The sequence below is a fragment of the Falsiruegeria sp. JB4-1 genome (assembly GCF_055693495.1).
Genome location: NZ_JBVFTZ010000001.1, coordinates 3,604,067 through 3,621,839, shown reverse-complemented (window position 1 = coordinate 3,621,839; position 17,773 = coordinate 3,604,067). Strand labels below are relative to the sequence as shown.

At 59.0% G+C, this 17,773-nt stretch carries 18 protein-coding genes; 8 read left to right on the top strand and 10 right to left on the bottom strand.

Annotated elements, in window-relative coordinates:
• Window positions 1-216 precede the first annotated feature (216 nt).
• From ACZ1HE_RS18435 to ACZ1HE_RS18425, 3 genes are all read right to left on the bottom strand, one after another.
• Entirely contained in the window at window positions 217-1,380 is a 1,164-nt protein-coding gene (locus ACZ1HE_RS18435; protein ID WP_472623158.1) for an alpha-hydroxy acid oxidase, read from the bottom strand.
• A 145-nt stretch (window positions 1,381-1,525) separates the two neighbouring features.
• Window positions 1,526-2,317: a tryptophan synthase subunit alpha gene (trpA, locus tag ACZ1HE_RS18430; RefSeq protein WP_472623156.1), complete on the bottom strand. Its 792-nt coding sequence runs from the start codon at window positions 2,315-2,317 to the stop codon at window positions 1,526-1,528.
• 91 nt (window positions 2,318-2,408) lie between these two features.
• The gene (locus tag ACZ1HE_RS18425; RefSeq protein WP_472623154.1) at window positions 2,409-2,897 is read right to left on the bottom strand and encodes an acyloxyacyl hydrolase; all 489 of its coding nucleotides are present in this window, start codon (window positions 2,895-2,897) and stop codon (window positions 2,409-2,411) included.
• Between the two features lie 181 nt (window positions 2,898-3,078).
• Here ACZ1HE_RS18425 and ychF point away from each other — a divergent pair, with 181 nt between their 5' ends.
• Together ychF and ACZ1HE_RS18415 are read left to right on the top strand one after the other, a co-directional pair.
• Window positions 3,079-4,176: a redox-regulated ATPase YchF gene (ychF, locus tag ACZ1HE_RS18420; protein WP_472623152.1), complete on the top strand. Its 1,098-nt coding sequence runs from the start codon at window positions 3,079-3,081 to the stop codon at window positions 4,174-4,176.
• A gap of 42 nt (window positions 4,177-4,218) precedes the next feature.
• Entirely contained in the window at window positions 4,219-4,995 is a 777-nt protein-coding gene (locus tag ACZ1HE_RS18415) for a Stf0 family sulfotransferase (RefSeq protein ID WP_472623150.1), read from the top strand.
• Window positions 4,996-5,008: 13 nt separating this feature from the next.
• On the opposite strand, the gene ACZ1HE_RS18410 is transcribed toward ACZ1HE_RS18415, so the two are convergent.
• Complete coding sequence (locus ACZ1HE_RS18410; protein ID WP_472623148.1) at window positions 5,009-5,245, bottom strand: hypothetical protein; 237 nt, start codon at window positions 5,243-5,245, stop codon at window positions 5,009-5,011.
• A 211-nt stretch (window positions 5,246-5,456) separates the two neighbouring features.
• Between ACZ1HE_RS18410 and ACZ1HE_RS18405 the strand changes: the two genes are divergently transcribed.
• Window positions 5,457-6,593 (top strand): LLM class flavin-dependent oxidoreductase, encoded by a 1,137-nt coding sequence (locus tag ACZ1HE_RS18405; protein WP_472623146.1) that lies wholly within the window; start codon window positions 5,457-5,459, stop codon window positions 6,591-6,593.
• 135 nt (window positions 6,594-6,728) lie between these two features.
• The gene (locus ACZ1HE_RS18400; RefSeq protein WP_472623144.1) at window positions 6,729-7,520 is read left to right on the top strand and encodes a siderophore-interacting protein; all 792 of its coding nucleotides are present in this window, start codon (window positions 6,729-6,731) and stop codon (window positions 7,518-7,520) included.
• A 93-nt stretch (window positions 7,521-7,613) separates the two neighbouring features.
• Here the strand turns inward: ACZ1HE_RS18400 and ACZ1HE_RS18395 are convergent, their stop codons facing one another.
• From ACZ1HE_RS18395 to ACZ1HE_RS18380, 4 genes are read right to left on the bottom strand one after another with little or no spacing between them, the layout of a single operon-like run.
• Entirely contained in the window at window positions 7,614-8,762 is a 1,149-nt protein-coding gene (locus ACZ1HE_RS18395; protein WP_472623142.1) for an acetyl-CoA acetyltransferase, read from the bottom strand.
• Between the two features lie 12 nt (window positions 8,763-8,774).
• Window positions 8,775-9,185: a Zn-ribbon domain-containing OB-fold protein gene (locus ACZ1HE_RS18390; protein ID WP_472623140.1), complete on the bottom strand. Its 411-nt coding sequence runs from the start codon at window positions 9,183-9,185 to the stop codon at window positions 8,775-8,777.
• A 14-nt stretch (window positions 9,186-9,199) separates the two neighbouring features.
• Complete coding sequence (locus tag ACZ1HE_RS18385) at window positions 9,200-10,828, bottom strand: acyl-CoA dehydrogenase (protein ID WP_472623138.1); 1,629 nt, start codon at window positions 10,826-10,828, stop codon at window positions 9,200-9,202.
• Window positions 10,825-12,669, bottom strand: a complete 1,845-nt coding sequence (locus ACZ1HE_RS18380; protein WP_472623136.1) for a feruloyl-CoA synthase — start codon at window positions 12,667-12,669, stop codon at window positions 10,825-10,827. The genes ACZ1HE_RS18385 and ACZ1HE_RS18380 overlap by 4 nt, the downstream gene beginning before the upstream one ends.
• 210 nt (window positions 12,670-12,879) lie before the next feature.
• Between ACZ1HE_RS18380 and ACZ1HE_RS18375 the strand changes: the two genes are divergently transcribed.
• Complete coding sequence (locus ACZ1HE_RS18375; protein WP_472623134.1) at window positions 12,880-13,641, top strand: SDR family NAD(P)-dependent oxidoreductase; 762 nt, start codon at window positions 12,880-12,882, stop codon at window positions 13,639-13,641.
• 11 nt (window positions 13,642-13,652) lie between these two features.
• On the top strand, window positions 13,653-14,423 hold the full coding sequence (locus ACZ1HE_RS18370) for a crotonase/enoyl-CoA hydratase family protein (protein WP_472623132.1): 771 nt from the start codon (window positions 13,653-13,655) through the stop codon (window positions 14,421-14,423).
• 314 nt (window positions 14,424-14,737) lie between these two features.
• Here the strand turns inward: ACZ1HE_RS18370 and ACZ1HE_RS18365 are convergent, their stop codons facing one another.
• The gene (locus ACZ1HE_RS18365) at window positions 14,738-15,310 is read right to left on the bottom strand and encodes a TetR/AcrR family transcriptional regulator (RefSeq protein ID WP_108788449.1); all 573 of its coding nucleotides are present in this window, start codon (window positions 15,308-15,310) and stop codon (window positions 14,738-14,740) included.
• Between the two features lie 101 nt (window positions 15,311-15,411).
• Here ACZ1HE_RS18365 and ACZ1HE_RS18360 point away from each other — a divergent pair, with 101 nt between their 5' ends.
• Window positions 15,412-15,978: a carboxymuconolactone decarboxylase family protein gene (locus tag ACZ1HE_RS18360; protein ID WP_472623130.1), complete on the top strand. Its 567-nt coding sequence runs from the start codon at window positions 15,412-15,414 to the stop codon at window positions 15,976-15,978.
• A gap of 115 nt (window positions 15,979-16,093) precedes the next feature.
• Window positions 16,094-16,456 (top strand): tautomerase family protein, encoded by a 363-nt coding sequence (locus ACZ1HE_RS18355; RefSeq protein WP_472623128.1) that lies wholly within the window; start codon window positions 16,094-16,096, stop codon window positions 16,454-16,456.
• A 500-nt stretch (window positions 16,457-16,956) separates the two neighbouring features.
• On the opposite strand, the gene ACZ1HE_RS18350 is transcribed toward ACZ1HE_RS18355, so the two are convergent.
• Window positions 16,957-17,757 carry a ferredoxin--NADP reductase gene (locus tag ACZ1HE_RS18350; protein ID WP_472623126.1) on the bottom strand — a complete coding sequence of 267 codons (801 nt, stop codon included), beginning with the start codon at window positions 17,755-17,757 and terminating at the stop codon, window positions 16,957-16,959.
• Window positions 17,758-17,773 lie beyond the last annotated feature (16 nt).

Genomic DNA, 17,773 nt, shown 5'->3' with positions numbered 1-17,773 from the left:
GGTACGAAATACGCTCAAATCCGTCGCGGGCGCCATGCCGCGGACCCGAACCATGGCCAACGTTAACCATTGAGCGGTGGTGAAACGGTGTACATGCCAGTGCATGTATGGTGCACGCTTGGTGCACGCATATCACACACCGAAATTCGGCGCTGTTAGGCTTTGCGCTGTTTCCTTAACGGGGTGAGCGGAAAACCGATTTGACCATATTCCCGCCTAAGCCCAACGTCCGCCGAACCTCTCGGGAACCAACAGGTTATCTCGGCTCAACCCCGCAATCTCGCGTTCGCCGCACAGCGCCATTGTCGTGTCGAGTTCCGTATGAATGACCTCCAGCGCTTTTGTCACGCCAGCTTGCCCCATGGCCCCCAGACCATACACAAACGCGCGTCCGACATAGGTTCCCTTGGCGCCCATCGCCATCGCTTTGAGCACGTCCTGACCCGATCGGATGCCGCTATCAAGGTGCACCTCGACGTCGTCCCCAACCGCATCCAGGATCTCGGGCAGCATGCGGATCGAACTCAGCGCGCCGTCCAGCTGACGCCCACCGTGGTTCGACACCACAATGGCATCGGCGCCCAGTTTGGCAGCCATCTTGGCATCTTCGGCATCAAGAATGCCCTTGAGGATCACCTTGCCGCCCCATTCATTCATCAGCTTTTCGATCTTGCCCCAATCGAGGCTCGGGTCGAATTGTTCCGCCGTCCAGGCTCCCAGCGACGAGGCATCAGAGATCCCCTCGACGTGGCCTACGATATTGCCGAACTCGCGTCGGTGCGCACGGGCCATTCCGGCCAGCCAGCCCCATTTCGTAGCCAAATTCAACAGGGTAGAGGGCGTCAGCTTTGGTGGGGCCGACAACCCGTTCTTCAAGTCCTTGTGCCGCTGACCCAGGATCTGCAGGTCCAGCGTGATCACCAGCGCCGAGCACTTTGCGTCCTTGGCCCGCTGGATCAGGCGGCTGACATAGTCCGTGTCCTTCATGGTGTAGAGCTGGAACCAGAACGGTTTGGTCGTGGCGCTCGCCACATCCTCGATCGAGTTGATCGACATGGTCGACAGCGTAAAGGGCACGCCAAAGTCCTCGGCCGCCTTGGCCGCTTTCATCTCGCCATCGGCGTGTTGCATGCCGGTAAGCCCCACAGGGGCCAGCGCCACCGGCATGGCGACGTCCTCGCCAATCATCTGGGTTGCAGTGCTGCGTCCTGTCATGTCCACGGCCACCCGCTGACGTAGGCGGATCTGGTCGAAGTCAGAGGTGTTCTCGCGGAACGTCTGCTCGGTCCAGCTGCCGCTTTCGGCATAGTCATAGAACATCCGCGGGACACGCCGCTGATACAGACGTTTTAGGTCGTCGATGTTGGTAATGACGGGCATGACAGACTCCGATCCAAAATTGGTTAGAAGTTTTTACCAATTCCTGATTTGTTGCGCAAGTGGGCTAAGTTTGGTGGTCCAGAACGCAACAAGGCGCCGGAGTGACCTCCTGCGCCTTGCGTTAAAGATATGTAAAAACAGTTATTTAGGCTGCGTGAGCCCCGTCGGACAAAGTTTTCACAAACTCCAGCACTTCGCCCACTGGTTTGCCTGCGCCAATCTGGCTAACGATGGCCGATCCCACCACAGCGCCATCCGCGACACTGGCGATGGCCTGCGACTTTGCGGGCGTGTTGATGCCGAAGCCCACGATGACCGGCAGGTCGGTGGCCGATTTGATCCGCGCCACTTCGGGTCCAACGTCGGTGGCTTCCGCCTCGGCGGCGCCGGTGATGCCGGTGATCGAGACGTAGTAAACGAAGCCCGATGTGTTCTGCAGAACGCGCGGCAGTCGCTTGTCGTCGGTGGTTGGTGTCGCAAGGCGGATGAAGTTCAGACCAGCCTCTTGCGCCGGAATGCACAGCTCGTCATCTTCTTCAGGCGGCAGGTCCACCACGATCAGCCCGTCTATGCCAGCAGCCTTGGCCTGACTCAGGAACGTCTCGACCCCGCGGCTGTAAATCGGGTTGTAGTACCCCATCAATACGATCGGCGTTGTGTCGTCTTCCTTGCGGAACTCGGTCGCCAGCTCCAGCGTGCGGTCCAGCGTCATCCCCGCCTCAAGCGCGCGCTGACCAGCCAGCTGGATGGTCGGACCATCGGCCATCGGATCGGTAAAGGGCAGGCCCAGTTCGATCACGTCCACGCCCGCCCCCGGCAGGCCCTTGACCAGTTCCAACGAGGTGTCGAAATCGGGGTCGCCCGCCATGACATAAGAAACAAAGGCTTTCTTGCCTTGGGCTTTGAGCGCGGCGAACTTGGCGTCGATACGGGTCATCGGGCGTCCTTGAAACTGTGGGTTACGCCCGATGTGCAGAAACTTGGCCGGAAAATCAATCCCGCTTGGGCAGGTTGCCCAGAAAGACCGCTCAAAAAGAGACATGATAGCGCAGCAAGACCGCATTTACCCCCGGATTGAAAGTCGACACCGAGGCGTTGGATTTATGCGTGATGGCCAGCGACAGGGCGTCGCCGCGTTCGAACCGATAGCCAAGGCCCAACAGGCTGCGCACTTCGAACTTGCTGCCCAGATCGTTGGTGCTGTCGGCCTCGATGAATACACCGGGCAGAACGCTGGCCTCGACAAACCAATTCTGGTTCAACTTGTATTCCGCCGCGATCCCGACGCCCAGATGTACGTCACCATTGGCATGGATCGAGGCTGCCCCGGCAAAGGCCGCGCTGAACCGCTCGCGTTCGTGAAAGGGCGAATGTTGGTATTCAATAGAAGCAAGCGCCTGATCCGAGGAACCCGAGAATTCGAAATCCGCGTACCCCAGACCCAGGATCAGGGATTGTGCGTGTAGCGGCGCGGCCGTAGCCACGGTAATGGAGAGTGCGACTGCGAGGTGTTTCATTGTGGCCTTCCGGTGATCTTGTGGTGCTGATCTAGGTGTTTACCGATCGGTACACTTGCAATGATCCAAGGATCACAAAACCGTTGCGCGATTGTGATCTGACCCGCACGAAACCGGGGCGGCTTGCCAATTTGGGCCTGCACCCCTAGAAGCCCCTTTGGAATGACATCAGGAGACGGTCATGGGCTTTAAAATGGGTATCGTGGGTCTGCCGAACGTGGGCAAATCGACCCTGTTCAACGCGCTGACCAAAACAGCAGCGGCGCAGGCAGCGAATTTTCCGTTCTGCACCATTGAACCCAACGTGGGCGAAGTGGGGGTGCCGGATGCGCGCTTGGACAAGTTGGCCGCGATTGCAAGCTCCAAACAGATCATCCCGACCCGCATGACATTCGTCGACATCGCCGGTCTGGTCAAAGGTGCGTCCAAGGGCGAGGGTCTGGGCAACCAATTCCTGGCCAACATCCGCGAAACCGACGCCATCGCCCATGTGTTGCGCTGCTTTGAAGACGGCGACGTGACCCACGTAGATGGCCGTGTTGATCCGGTGGCCGACGCCGAAACCATCGAAACCGAACTGATGCTGGCCGATCTGGAAAGCATCGAAAAGCGCCGCGCCAATCTGGTGCGCAAGCTCAAAGGCAACGATAAAGAGGCCCAACAGCAAGACCGCCTGCTGGCCGAAGCTCAAGCCATGCTCGAAGATGGCAAGCCAGCCCGTCTGGTCGAGGTCGACGCCGAAGACCTCAAAGCCTGGAAGATGCTGCAACTGCTGAGCACCAAGCCCGTTCTCTACGTTTGCAACGTTGGCGAAGCCGAGGCCGCAGAAGGCAACGAACACTCCACCAAGGTGGCCGAAATGGCCGCGGCGCAGGGCAATAGCCACGTCATCATTTCGGCCCAGATCGAAGAAGAGATCAGCCAGCTGGAAGACGATGAAGCCGAGATGTTCCTGTCCGAAATGGGGCTCGAAGAGGCCGACCTCGACCGTCTGATCAAGGCGGGTTACGAGCTGCTGCACCTGGAAACTTATTTCACCGTCGGCCCGAAAGAAGCGCGCGCCTGGACCATCCGTCAGGGCACCGCAGCGCCACAGGCGGCGGGCGTCATTCACGGCGATTTCGAAAAGGGCTTTATCCGTGCCGAAACCATCGCCTACGATGACTATATCGCCTGCAACGGCGAAAGCGGTGCCAAAGAGGCGGGCAAGATGCGGGCCGAGGGCAAGGGCTACGTCGTCAAGGACGGCGATGTAATGCACTTCCTGTTCAACACCTGATACCACTGTCCCCAGATCCAGATCCAGATCGGGAGAGGGGACATGACGCACGACAGCTACATTATCTGTACCAATCCTCGGTCGGGCAGCACCCTGCTCTGTGGGTTGTTGGCGCAAACCGGTGTGGCCGGAAAACCGGATTCCTTCTTTCGCGGCCCGTCCCGACAGTGGTGGGCTGATCACCTACAGGTGCCCGAGGCGGTTGATCTGACCAAACCCGCCTTTTGCGCATCCTTCCTGTCTGCTGCCCAAACCGAGGGGCGGGGAGGGGGAGACCTTTTCGGCTGTCGTCTGATGCATGAAAGCCTGCCCGATCTGCTCACTATGACCACGCAGCTGCACCCCAAGCTTGAGGATGACATGACGCGGATCAAAGCAGTTTTCGGGCGAACGGGTTTTGTTCATCTGATCCGCGAGGACAAGGTGGATCAGGCCATCTCCTACGTGCGAGCGGAACAGACCGGCACCTGGCATGTGGCTCCCGATGGCACCAGGGTTGAACAAAAGGGGCCGCTGCAACCGCCATCCTACGATTATGCCCTAATCGATCTTAAGGTCGCGGAATTCGAAGCGCGCGAGGCAGCTTGGATAAATTGGTTCGAGCAGATTGATATTTCTCCGCTCAAGGTTCGGTACTCCGATCTCGCGGACAACCCAAGGCAAGAAGTGCGGCGCGTTTTATCTCATCTGGGTTTGCCTTCAGTGACCGCAGACCGAGTGGTTCCGGGTGTACGTAAACTGGCTGATGGTCTGAATGAAGAATGGGCCGCGCAGTACCGGGGGGACCGGAGAAAACACGCGACCCATTCTCTATCCTAGGCGAAGCTGATCCTTAGCGCCGCCCGGATTCAAAATTCCTCTCAACAGGTCCGCCATATTCAATCCGCACCAGTTTGGAATAGGATCGTCCCGCCTGTGTTTCAGGCGCATGCGGCCAATTCGACCAGCGTGGGTCGTTGTCCGGTACGCTCTTATGCGCTTTGGTTTCCGTTTGCGCGTCTCCTTTTGCCACCGCAATTGAGGGCAAAGTTAGGGCGGCAACCGCCAGGATGGTTGTCAGTCGTGTCATTTATTGAACCTCCGATACAGGCCGTTGGGCCGGTTTAATGCTGTTGGTTTTGACGAACGTCTGTGTATTGAACCTGCGCCTCGGGGGCGCTTTCGGCAAATCAACGGCATTCACTGCTGCGTGAGGGGCGGGATTTGATTCAGGTCAAATACGCGCCCGTCATGCCATGTCATCAAATTTAGTGAACGATAACTAATATTGGAGTGACGCGATGAAAGTCCACGTTTTGGTGCAGCCGTACATGCGCAGCAAGGGAGAGGATGTGGTTTTGCCGGGTTCGGACCCGGATCGTTATGCGACCTTGCTGGACCGCACCACCGAGCAGATGAAGTTTGCCGATGAGAACGGCTATGCCGGTTTTTGCATGACCGAGCACCACTTTCAGGTCGAAGGGATCGAAACCACGACCAACCCGCTCTTGTGGAACATGCACATCGCCGCCAACACCAAGAACCTGATGGTGGGGCAGGTGGGCATGGCGCTGACGGCGCATCACCCCATGCGTCTGGCCGAGGACATGGCGATGATCGACCATATGTCCGGTGGGCGTCTGTTCTGCGGGTTCGTGCGGGGCAACACGCCGCGTTGGCTGAACACGCTGGCGCAGCATCTGGACATCACCACCACGCAATCGGATCGCTCCAAAGAAGACGCGCGCAACCGCCGCCTGATGGAGGAAAGCTGGGCCGTAGTCAAAAAGGCCTGGACAAACGAGACATTCAGCCACCATGGCGAGTTCTGGAATATCCCGGCTGACGATATCACGTGGCCCTTCCCGCCGACCGCCGAATACGGCGGTAAGGGCGCGGTCGATGACAACGGCACCCTGCGCAAGATGGGCATCGTGCCACGTCCGCGCAAACGCACCGACGGGCGTGATTTCCCGCCGCTCTACGTGCCATTCTCGTGGTCGATGGAAACCGCCAAGTTCTGGGCCAAAGAGGGCGCCAAGTTGGTGTCTTTCGTCAACAAAGACGAATTTATGGACATGACCATGCCGATCTACCTCGAAGAGGCACACCACCACGGCCACACCGAGCTGAACGTGGGCAACACGCTGGTTTTGGGTGGTCACCTGACCATCGGCTCGACCGAGGCCCAGGCCGAACAGCATTATCGGGACTTCGAAGAGCTGTTCAACTTTGCCTACAACGCACCACCCTATCACGTGCCCATGGGCCGCGTCTGGAAGGGCACCGTCAATCAAGTCATCGATCAGGTCGGCGTGTTGAAAGAGAAATACGGGACCGAGGAATTCGTGGTCTGGCATCACGTCGGATACTTCGAGCAGGAAGAAGAGCTTGAGATGCTCGAGAACTATTCCAAGGTCATCAAAGCCTTTTCCTAAGCCTTGCTTGATGAATGATCTGCGCCCGCGCACAGCCCTCGTGCGCGGGCGTTGTTCATGTTTTGCTTGCGTAAATCTTAAATATGACTAAATCACTCAGGTAATGATGGCAACGATGGATGTAGGAGTGAGGCGATGGCGCAAGCAGAAGGTCGCAAGTTACAGGTTCTGGACGCGTGGAACCTGACACCAAACATGCGCCGCATCGTTCTGGGTGGCGATGACCTGCACGGGTTTCCCGACGGCAGTGAAAGCGGCTACATCAAGCTGATCTTCCCAGACGCACCACGCCCGCGTCCTGACCGTCCGGCGATGCGAACCTTTACGGTGCGCGCCTTTGATGCGGTTCACAACCGCCTAACCGTTGACTTTGCCCTGCACGATGACACTGACGGGACCGCAAGCGGGCCCGCTTCTGTCTGGGCCCGAAACGCCAAGGCGGGCGATGACATTCTGATCGCGGGTCCGGGCAAAATCAAATGGATCGACACCTCATCCGATTGGCTGCTGATGGCTGGCGACATGACCGCGCTGCCTGCGCTTTTGTGCAACCTCGAAGCTCTGCCCGCAGGCGCCAAGGGCGAGGTGGTGATGGAGCTCACCAGCCCCGAGGACGCGCCAGAGATCTCCCTGCCGGATGGTATGACCCTGCATCTGATCCTCAATCCGCACCCTGACGGCACCTCGACGGGCTTTGTCGAGCATATTCGGTCGCTCAAATGGCGCGACGGCACCGTGTCGGTCTGGGCGGCGTGTGAGTTCAAATCCATGCAACATTTGCGGACCTATTTCCGAAACGAACGCGGGGTGGACCGGACCAAGATCTATCTCTCCAGTTATTGGAAGGCAGGCGTGGCCGAGGACGAGCACAAGAAGATCAAGGGAGAGGACGCAGCCCGCCAGCAAGAGTTGGAAGTAGCTGGCTGAGATATAGCCAACGGTAGCTGGGGCAGCGCCGTCCCGAGGGGCGGGACGGCGCTGGCACGGCGGCCTACGGCCTTGATTCCGTGCCTAATGTGTTCAGAGCGCGGCTTCGCTGCCCAGAACGGCGGTGTACTCGTTCGAGAAGGTGCCGCCGTTGCCGTGTGCGATGGCGATGTTCACGTCATCAATCTGACGCTTGCCGCCATCCCCACGGATCTGCGTTGCCGCTTCGATCAGGCAGAACAGACCGTACATGCCGGGGTGCACGCAGCTCAGACCACCGCCATTGGTGTTAACCGGCAGCGTACCACCCGGCGCGATGTTGCCATCGGCCACAAATGCACCAGCCTCACCCTTTTTCACAAAGCCCATGTCCTCAAGGAACAAGAGCGTGTTGATGGTGAATGCGTCGTACAGCTCGACCACATCCACGTCTTTGGTGGTGATCCCGGCCATGTCGAACGCGCGTTTCGAGCTTTCAGCGGCGCAGGTGGTGGTCAGGTTTGCGGCCTGTGCGATCTCGCGGTGCGAAATCGCATTGCCACCGCCCAGGAAGTACGCAGGCTTTTCCTGATAATCCTTGGCGCGATCAGCCGAGGTCACGATGATCGCAGCGCCACCATCCGACATCAGGCAGCAGTCCAGAACCGTCAGCGGGTCGGCCACACTGGGCGAGGCCAGGTATTCTTCCATCGTCAGATCGGCCTGCATGGTCGCATCGGGGTTCAGCTGCGCCCATTTGCGCGCCGAAATCGCGACATGGCCAAAGTGCTCCTTGGGCACATTGAACTCATGCATGTAGCGCTGAGCTGTGAACGCATAGCCCGGAACAGGAACCATCGGCTCGTATGCACGCTCCCACTGGGGCGTTTCGATCAACCCGTTCAGGTCGCGCGCGGATTTCGCGTTCGAGCCATAGCAGATCAGCACGTTCTTACACAGGCCCGCCTGGATCGCCATGGTCGCCTCGACCAGATACGACATGAAGGACGACCCGCCCACCATGTCAGAGTTTGCCCATGTGGGTTTGATGCCCAGATACTCGGCGATCGAAAGCGTGGGGAAGAAGTGATAAAAGGTCCCGCCACAGATGCCGTCGATTTCCGACAGGTCCATGCCCGCGTCATCCAGAGCATTCTTGGTCGCCTTGGCGATCAGTTCCATGGGCGAGGTGTTGGGCGTCTTGCCCAGACCCCAATAGCCCTTGCCAACAATTGCGGATTTGCCGCGCAGTGCGTGTGTCATGTGTCTAACTCCTTACGCGGGCTTGAAGAATACGGCGGGTTCGCCGGATTTGGCGTTGGGGCCGAAGTCGGGGGTCATGACAACAGCCTGAACCTTCATACCGATCTCGATCGCCTCGTTGTCGACGTCAACGAGGCGGGTGAACAGGCGCGGGCCTTCTTCCAGATCGACCAGAACGTTGTTGATGTCGCCGCCATATTTGGTCGGGCGACGGATGATGGTGCTGGCGTAAACGGTGCCTTTGCCCGACGCCTCGACCCACTCCAGATCGTCGGCACCCGTGGTGGGCGACAGCGCGCGGGGGTAAAAGTTGTATGCGCCGGTCGTGGTGGACCGCTGGATCAGGAACTTGCCAGCAGCCAAGCCTTCGCGGAACGTCGCGTCGGCCTGTGGGCTGGCTTCGGGGAGTGCAAAGTCAGTCATGTTGCTTCCTTGGGTTAAGCGGCAAAAAGCGCCGCGTCATGTGTGGGTTCGGGGTTCAGAATGCGCCGCCGCAGCAGCGCAGATTCCGGCAACAGGCGGCTGCGAACATGGGCGGCAGCGGCCCGCATAAGGGCGGGTTCGGGGGCCTGATCTGCAGCGGCTTCCATGTCCGCCCAGACCCGACCGAAATACACGAGGCCAGTCAGGCGCATGTAGTCGTTGACCGATGGCCCGATGTCGCCGCGGGTCTGCATCGCGGTGGTGGCCTGACGCCAGTCCTCGATCGCATCGGCCAGCTCCATCGACGTCTCGCCGATTGACACCAGATCGGCAAACGCAGCCGCAGCCGCGCCATCCTTGGCCCGGATCGCCCGGCGGGCCACACCCGTGGCGAGAACGCCATTGGTGCCCTCGTAAATCGCCATGATCCGCGCATCGCGCATGATCTGTTCGACCCGGTATTCCTTGCAGAAGCCGTATCCGCCGTGGATCTGCACCGCGAGGCTGCTGGTGGAATTCACAGCATCGGTGGCAAAGGCTTTGCAGGTGGGCGTCAAGATGTCGAGCAGCCCCTGATCTGCGCCCAGATCCATGTCCACGAAGGTTTTGTAAACCATCGCGCGACAGCCCATGGTGTGCGCGTAGATGTCCAAAAGCATCCGTTGCACGTCGCCATGTTCTGTGATCAGCGCAGTGCCCTCGGCAGTCGTCCCTTGACGGCGACCGGCAGCATGAGCGCGGGCGCGTTGGAAGGCCACATCCATCTGGCCCACGGCCTGCAACGAAACGTCCAGACGCTCGGCGTTCATCATGGTGAACATGGCGGTTAGGCCTTTGCCTTCTTCGCCCAGCAACTCACCGCGGGCACCGTCAAAGGCCATCTGGCAAGTGGGCGAGCCATGCATGCCCATCTTATCCTCGAGCCGCACGGTCTGGACCGTGTTGCGCGTGCCATCGGGCAGCACGGCAGGGCAGGCAAACAGGCTCAGCCCCCGCACACCCGGGGCGGCATCCGGCGTTCGGGCCAGCACCAGATGCATCACGTTGTCGGTGTAGTCGTGATCACCGCCGGAGATAAAAATCTTGGCCCCGCTGATCGCGTAACCGTCGCCATCCGGCGTTGCCATCGTCTTGATCCGGCCCAGGTCCGAGCCTGCATCCGGCTCGGTCAGGCACATCGACGCCATCCATTCACCGGACACCAGCTGCGGCAGCAACCGCGCCTTTTGGTCGTCTGACCCGGATGCTTTGATCGTGCGAATGCAACCCTGCGCCAGGCTCAGCACCATTTCGTAGGAAATACAGGCGCCTGCCAGCATATCCGCCAGCACCGCGCCAAAGACGTGGGGCAGGTTCATGCCACCGAACTCTTCCGGCGAGCACAGGCCGGGCCATCCAGCCTCGGCATAACGTTTGTAGGCGGTGACCATCTCCGGGGGCATCCGCACCCGGCCATTTTCCAGCTTGGCGCCAACCTCATCCCCGATCAGGTCCAGTGGCGCGATCTCGGCGTTGATGAATTTCGCCAGGGCCGGAATCAGATCCTCGGCCAGATCGTCGCTCCAATCGTCCAGCCGCTCGGGCCGACCGATGTGTTTCAGAACAAAGGCGATCTCGGCCTCGGATGCGGTGTAATCGATCATGCGTGCACCTTGACCGAGGCGATGATGCGCTCGGACCCTTCATAAAGTTCGCTCACCGCCGCGTCGCGCAGTTCCAGCGCCAGACGCTGGTTGATATAGCCCTTGTCGGTGATTTCATTTTTCTCGACCGACGGCGCGTCCGTCTGGACCAAAACCCGTCTCACGCGCGTCGCGCTTCCGGTCTGGCCCGCGTTATAGGCGCTCAACCGTTCCTCGATGAACGCGCGCACCGCCGGGTCACTGGCATAGCCCGCCAGATCGTCGACGCGACCGGCCAACGACTTGCATTCATCCGCGTTCAAGAACAACAGCGCTCCGATGTCGTTGCGGTTGTGGCCGGTGATCACGGCGTCCGACACGATGGGTTTCAGCGCATCCAGCAGTGCAATCCGCAGGTTGCCCACGGCCACCCATGTCCCGGTCATCAGCTTGAAGTTCTCGGACGTGCGCCCGTCGAAGTAGATGCCCTTGCTCAGGTCACCCTCATCCACCAGACGCCCCGCGTCCCCGGTCAGGTAAAACCCGTCCTCGTCAAAGGCCTCGGCCGTCTTTTCGGCGTTGTTCAGGTATCCGGGCGTCACATGCGGCCCGCGCACACGCATTTCCAGCTTGCTGCCGTTGGGCAGGAATTTCAGCTCATACCCTGGTGTCGGCAGGCCGATCACGTCCGCACTTGGCACCGGGAAATGAACACAGGTGATCAACATCGCCTCGGTCGCGCCCCAGGCGCTGACAAAGGGAATCTTTTCGCCCCGCTCGGCCACACCCAGCTCTTCCAGCCCTTCCCACAGGTGATCCGGCAGACCCGCGCCCGAGAAGAAAATCAACTGCAGCCGTTCAAAAAACGCCTTACGCAGGGCCGCATCCTCGCGCATCACCGGCAGCATCATGTCAAAGCCCTTGGGCACATTAAAATAGAGCGTCGGCGACACATCGCGGATATTGCGCATGGTCTTTTCAATCTCACCGGGCACCGGCTTGCCGTCGTCGATATAAAACGTGCCGCCGTTCCACAGGATCTGGTTGAAGTTGAAGTTGCCACCAAAGGTGTGGTTCCACGGCAGCCAATCCACGATCACCGGCGGCTCGGTCTCAAGAAACGGCCAGATCTGCACCAGCGCCTGCTGGCTGGCCATCATCATTTCCTGATTGACGATCACGCCCTTGGGCATGCCGGTCGAACCAGAGGTAAAGAGGATCTTGGCAACCGTCTTGGGGCCCACTTTGGCCGCCGCCTCAACCACCGCATCACTCACCGGCGTGGCCAGCGCTGCGCCATAGCTCAGGTCACCATTGTCCGACAGCAGGGCAATGCCCTCACCACCCAGATAGTCAAACGCATTTGAAAAAATCTGCTGATCCGCTGCATAAGCCATGCCCGGCGCAGTCACCGATACGATGTGGCGTAGCTTGGCCAGCGTCTTGTCATGCAGCGAGTAGGGGACAGAGACCGGCACAACCGGAATGCCCACATGCATCGCCGCCAGTGCCAAAACCCCGTGACGCACCGAGTTGGCCGACAGGATCAATAGTGGCTTTTCCGGCCCTAACCCCTGTTTCAGAAGAAACGCCGCCAAGGCCCGCACCTGCGCATGCGCCTCGCCGTAGCTCACGCCGCTCCAGACATCGCCGGTGTCGCGCTCCATCAGGAACTCTCGGTCCGGTGCCTCAACCGCCCAATGATCCAGCTTCTCTGACAGGTTCTGCACTGCAATCTCAAAAGGCTGCGGGCTTCTCAAGGTAAACGCGCCATCCCCCAACTCGGTGCGCACCACCTCGGCTGGGGCAAACTTGGTGGCTGGGTAGGCCGATGTCATCGTCTCGCGACCATCTGTGGTCATTTCGTCTCACTCCCTGGCGTCTTCTGCCGGAATCACGCCCGTGACGCCGGTTTTGTCAGAATTAGACTACCCAAGAGATTGTTAGTATGCAAATGTATTATTGAGCGTTCACTTAGGTTCGTAAATCGAGATAATTCGCCCAAAGGGACAGCGCAAGCCGATGGCAGATGTGCCGTTGCGTACCTTGGGCCGGGATATGAGGAGTTCGAAATGAAAATCGAAAACGCATCCGCGATCGTAACAGGCGGGGCTTCGGGGCTGGGCTTTGCCACAGCCAAAGCGTTAACCGAAAAGGGGGCAAAGGTGGCCCTCTTTGACTTGCCGGGCGACAAGCTTGAGGCGTCGGCCAAAGAACTGGGCGCCGTAGCCGCGTCTTGCGATGTCACCAGCCCCGAAGGGGTCGCCGCCGCATTGGAAACCGCCATCACCGCCAACGGCCTGCCGCGTGTGGCGGTTAACTGTGCGGGTGTCACCCATGGCGAACGCATCGTCGGTCGCAACGGGGCGGCTTCGCTTGACGGGTTTGCCCGCACGGTACAGATCAACCTGATCGGCACATTCAATGTCATGCGTCTGGTGGCAGAAAAGATGGGTCAGAACGACCCGCTCGACGACAACGAACGGGGCGTGATCATCAACACGTCGTCCGCCGCTGCCTTCGAAGGCCAAATCGGACAAGCGGCCTATGCTGCGTCCAAGGGCGGCGTTGCCAGCCTGACCTTGCCAGCAGCACGTGAGTTCGCGCGCATGGGTGTGAGGGTGTTGGCGATCGCACCGGGCATCTTCTCGACCCCGATGATGGATCTGCTGCCGCAGGACATTCAGGACAGCCTCGGTGCCAAGGTTCCGTTCCCCTCGCGCCTTGGCAAACCGGGCGAATTCGCGCAGCTTGCGGCCCATATGATCGAGAACACCATGCTCAACGGGGAATGCGTGCGCCTGGACGGTGCCATCCGTCTTGAGCCGAAATAAGGACGCCCGCAATGGAATATACCCATATCACCAGCGAGACCGACGGCAATATCGGTATCCTGACGCTCGACCGCCCGGCCAAGTTCAACGCCATCAACCACGGGCTGCTGCATGAGATCGAGAATTATTTCGACACCTTGCCCGATGAGATCGGCGCAGTGGTGATCCGTTCCTCAGGCCAGCATTTCTGTGCCGGTCTCGACCTGCTGGAACACTCGATGCGCGATGCCGCAGGCGCGATGCACGAATGCCGCCTCTGGCACCGGATTTTCGACAAGATCGAATACGGCCGCGTGCCGGTCGTGGCCGCGATGAACGGCGGCGTCTTGGGCGGCGGGATGGAACTGGCCATGACCGCCCACATACGCGTCAGCCAAGAGGACACGTTCTATGAACTCCCCGAGGGTCGTCGCGCCATCTTTGTCGGCGGCGGGGCCACGGTCCGTGTGGGCCGCATCATCGGTGCCAGCCGCATGATGGAGATGATGCTGACCGGTCGCCGCTATCTGGCGCAGCCGGGGATGGATCTGGGCCTGGCACACTACGTCGAGCCCAACGGCACCGCCTTTGACAAGGCGATGGAACTGGCCCGTCGCGTGACCGAGAATGCGCCCCTGTCGAACTACATGATGATGCAGGCTATCACCCGCATCAACGACATGTCTGCCAGCGATGGTTTGTTCACCGAAAGCTTGGCCGCTGCCATCGCCCAATCCTCGCCCGAGGCGCGCGCAGGGATGGAGGCGTTCCTGGCCAAGACCGGCAAACGCGACAATCAGTAACCGGACAAAGGCCTGATACGGCCCGGGCTGAACCAACTTGGGCCTTAACCGATACCGTGAACGTTGCAAATCACCGGCCCCTCGCAGATTTGGTGAGCCTTTGCGAGTTGAACCCCTCGAAGATTTTTCGAGGGGTTATTCTTATTCCAAATGCAGACATTGACAGAGCCTCAGTGAACGTCCTCTAGGCGGACAAGGCTGCCGTTCGGTCATCGACACCAGACCAGCGCTTCACGGCCTGTTTCTGACCTTCGCGCCCGCGTCAACCAACCCGGAAGCGTCTCCGGAACCTGACATTCGCGACGGTGATGCCGCTAAAGCCTGGAAATGCCGTCTGCGATCTCCTGGGCAATGGCTTGGGCGTTGATTCCGTCACGCTCTGCCGACACCCGCAACCCCAAAAGGTCCGACTGGTATTTACGGGCAAGGACCAGCGGGTCATGTGTTTTGTCAATTTCCCCAGCTGACTGAGCCTGCTGAAACAAGTCGGCAAACTGCTCTTCCATTTTCAGAAGATGAAGGCTGGCTTGCTCGGCCAAAGGATGATTGTGCGCGTTCAGTTCCAGCAACGTCTTGGAGAGCATACAGGCTTTGGCCGGGGCATTGTCGCTTTCGATGGCCTTCGCAGGCCATTGCTTGAGGGCATTGATCGGACCACATTTGTCCGCCAATTCCCGAAGGTGTTCTAACCCGTCATTGACATATTTTTGCATGGCTAGCCCGAACAGGGCATCCTTTGATCCGAAAGCCGCATAAAAGCTGCCAGGTTTCATCTGCAGCTCGGCTTCAAGGTCTTTCAGCGAAGTGCCGGACCATCCGCGCTTCCAGAACAAATCTCGGGCGCGCTCAATCAAGTCATTGCGATCGAAATTCGGTTTGCGAGGCATCAGAGGTTCCGTTCTTGAACGATTGCTCAATAATATACTTGAGTGATCACTCAAGAAAGACTAAATGACAAATATCCTGTTCAATGTATGGAATCTGAAACATGAACTTCCCGTCCCACGACCTCGAAACTGCCCCCGAAGCCTCCAAGCCCCTGCTGGAAAACTCGCAAAAAGCCTTTGGCCGCCTTCCCGGATTGCACAAGGTTCTTGCGGAAAGCCCACAGGCCTACGAGGGCTACCAGCTGCTGCACAAACTGTTCACCGAAACGGATTTCGACGCGGATGAACTGACCGTCGTCTGGCAATCGATCAACGTCGAGCACGCCTGCCATTACTGCGTTCCTGCGCATACCGGAATCGCAAAGATGATGAAGGTTTCGGACGAGATCACCCAAGCCCTGCGCAATGAAACACCGCTGCCCACGGCAAAACTCGAGGCCTTGCGCACCTTTACCGTTCAGATGGTGCGGGAACGCGGTAACGTGTCCAAAGCCCAGATGCAGGCGTTTTTTGACGCAGGTTATGGCCATCGCGCGGTTCTCGACGTTATCCTCGGCCTGGCCCAGAAGACGATGTCGAACTACATCAACCATGTGGCCGAGACCCCCGTTGACGAAGTGTTCCACCCGCTGAAATGGCAGCGCGGCAATACCCCGCTCGAGGTTTGAACTCTTCGGGGTGCACGATGGCTTGCCTCGTGCACCCGCCCCGAAAAGGATCAGATGGCCGAAACCGCTGTCACACGATACGCTCGGAATTCAATCCCCCCAAAAGGAGAACGCCATGCCCGTTATTCGCGTTGAAGTCCCTGAAGGCACGGACCACGACACCAAGATCCGCATCCGCGAAGGCGTAAAACAAGCTGTGCTGGACACGCTCGCTCCAAAGGAAATCAAATACGACTATGTCGCGGTGCGCGAGGCATTCGGCATCCTTGGCGATGGTCTGCCGCTTGTGACCGTCGACCTGCGCCCCGGCCGGGATGCCGATCGCAAAAAAGCCCTGTCTGACGCTATCGCCGCAATCCTGCAGCAAGAGCTGAATTCAGACCCGATCGACCTTTATGTTCTCTTTCGTGAAAACCCTGCCGAGAACCATTATACCGGTGGAACACCTCTACCTGATTGGGTTCCCGCAGATCAGTAAGTGGCACCGCCGGAAACGGCCCATTGCGAAACACGACGAAACTGCCAGCGCTGGCCGATCTTCCTCCAAGATTTCGACCCCCGCGTCCTGTCGTGCCCTTTCCGTCAACACCTGCGGCATGGGGTGGGCCTCGGGCCGGGCTGTCTCGCGATCGCATTCATGATCAGATCATTGCAACATCGCCCGCTCTGCTAACCTTTCATCGCTCGTAAAGTCTTGTGTCAGGCGGTGCACGCTTGGTGCACGCTTGGTGCACGCGTTGTGCTCCGGTAAGAAACGCCAAACAGCAGAAGGTTAATCCCTGCCCGCGTCCGGGCAATTGCGCTGATTGGATTGAGGGGAAAAGTGGGGAAAGCGAGGAGGAGAGAGTGCTTTCCCCTGAACGCGATCGGAGCAAAGGGAGAAGCCGATCACGATTCAATTTCGGAACACCGGAGCCTGATGTGAGAGCGAGAGGGTAGGCCCCGGTGTTCGGATCGGGGGCCGAAACCCCCGAATAGTCAATCTACAAAGGCGCGCTCGACCACAAATGTCGCGGGCTTGTTGTTAGCGCCTTCTTCGAGGCCAAACCCTTCGAGCGTGGCCTTGGTGTCATTAAGCATGGCCATCGATCCGCAGATCATGCCACGATCCACCTCGGGTGAGATTGGCGGAACGCCCAGATCTTCAAAGACTTTTCCGCTCGCCATCAGGTCGGTGATACGGCCTTTGAACGGATAATCTTCGCGGGTCACGGTGCAGTAATGGCGCAAGTTCTGTGCCATTTCGCCTACCAGAGGGTCCTCCTTCAGTTCTTTGACCAGCTGCTTGCCGTATTCCAATTCATCTACGTCTCGACAGGTATGCGTGAGGATGACTTCGTCAAACTTTTCATAGGTTTCCGGGTCTCGGATGAGTGAGGCAAAGGGGGCAATGCCTGTACCGGTCGAGAACATCCACAGACGTTTGCCCGGCAACAGAGCATCATTGACCAATGTGCCAGTGGGCTTTTTGCGCATCAGAACGGTATCGCCCACTTCTATTTTCTGTAGGTGCTCGGTCAGCGGCCCGTCAGGGACTTTGATCGAGTAGAATTCAATCTCTTCGTCCCAACTTGGCGATGCGATAGAATAGGCGCGGAACACAGGCTTTTCGGCATTCGGCAATCCGATCATCACGAATTCACCCGACCGAAAACGGAAGGTTGATGGGCGTGTTATACGGAATTTGAACAAACGGTCTGTATAGTGTTCGACCGAAGTCACGGTCTGAGCAAAAACGCTTAGCCGGTATCGGGAATTGAGTTTTGGGGGTCTCGTCAAGCGACATGAGTTACTC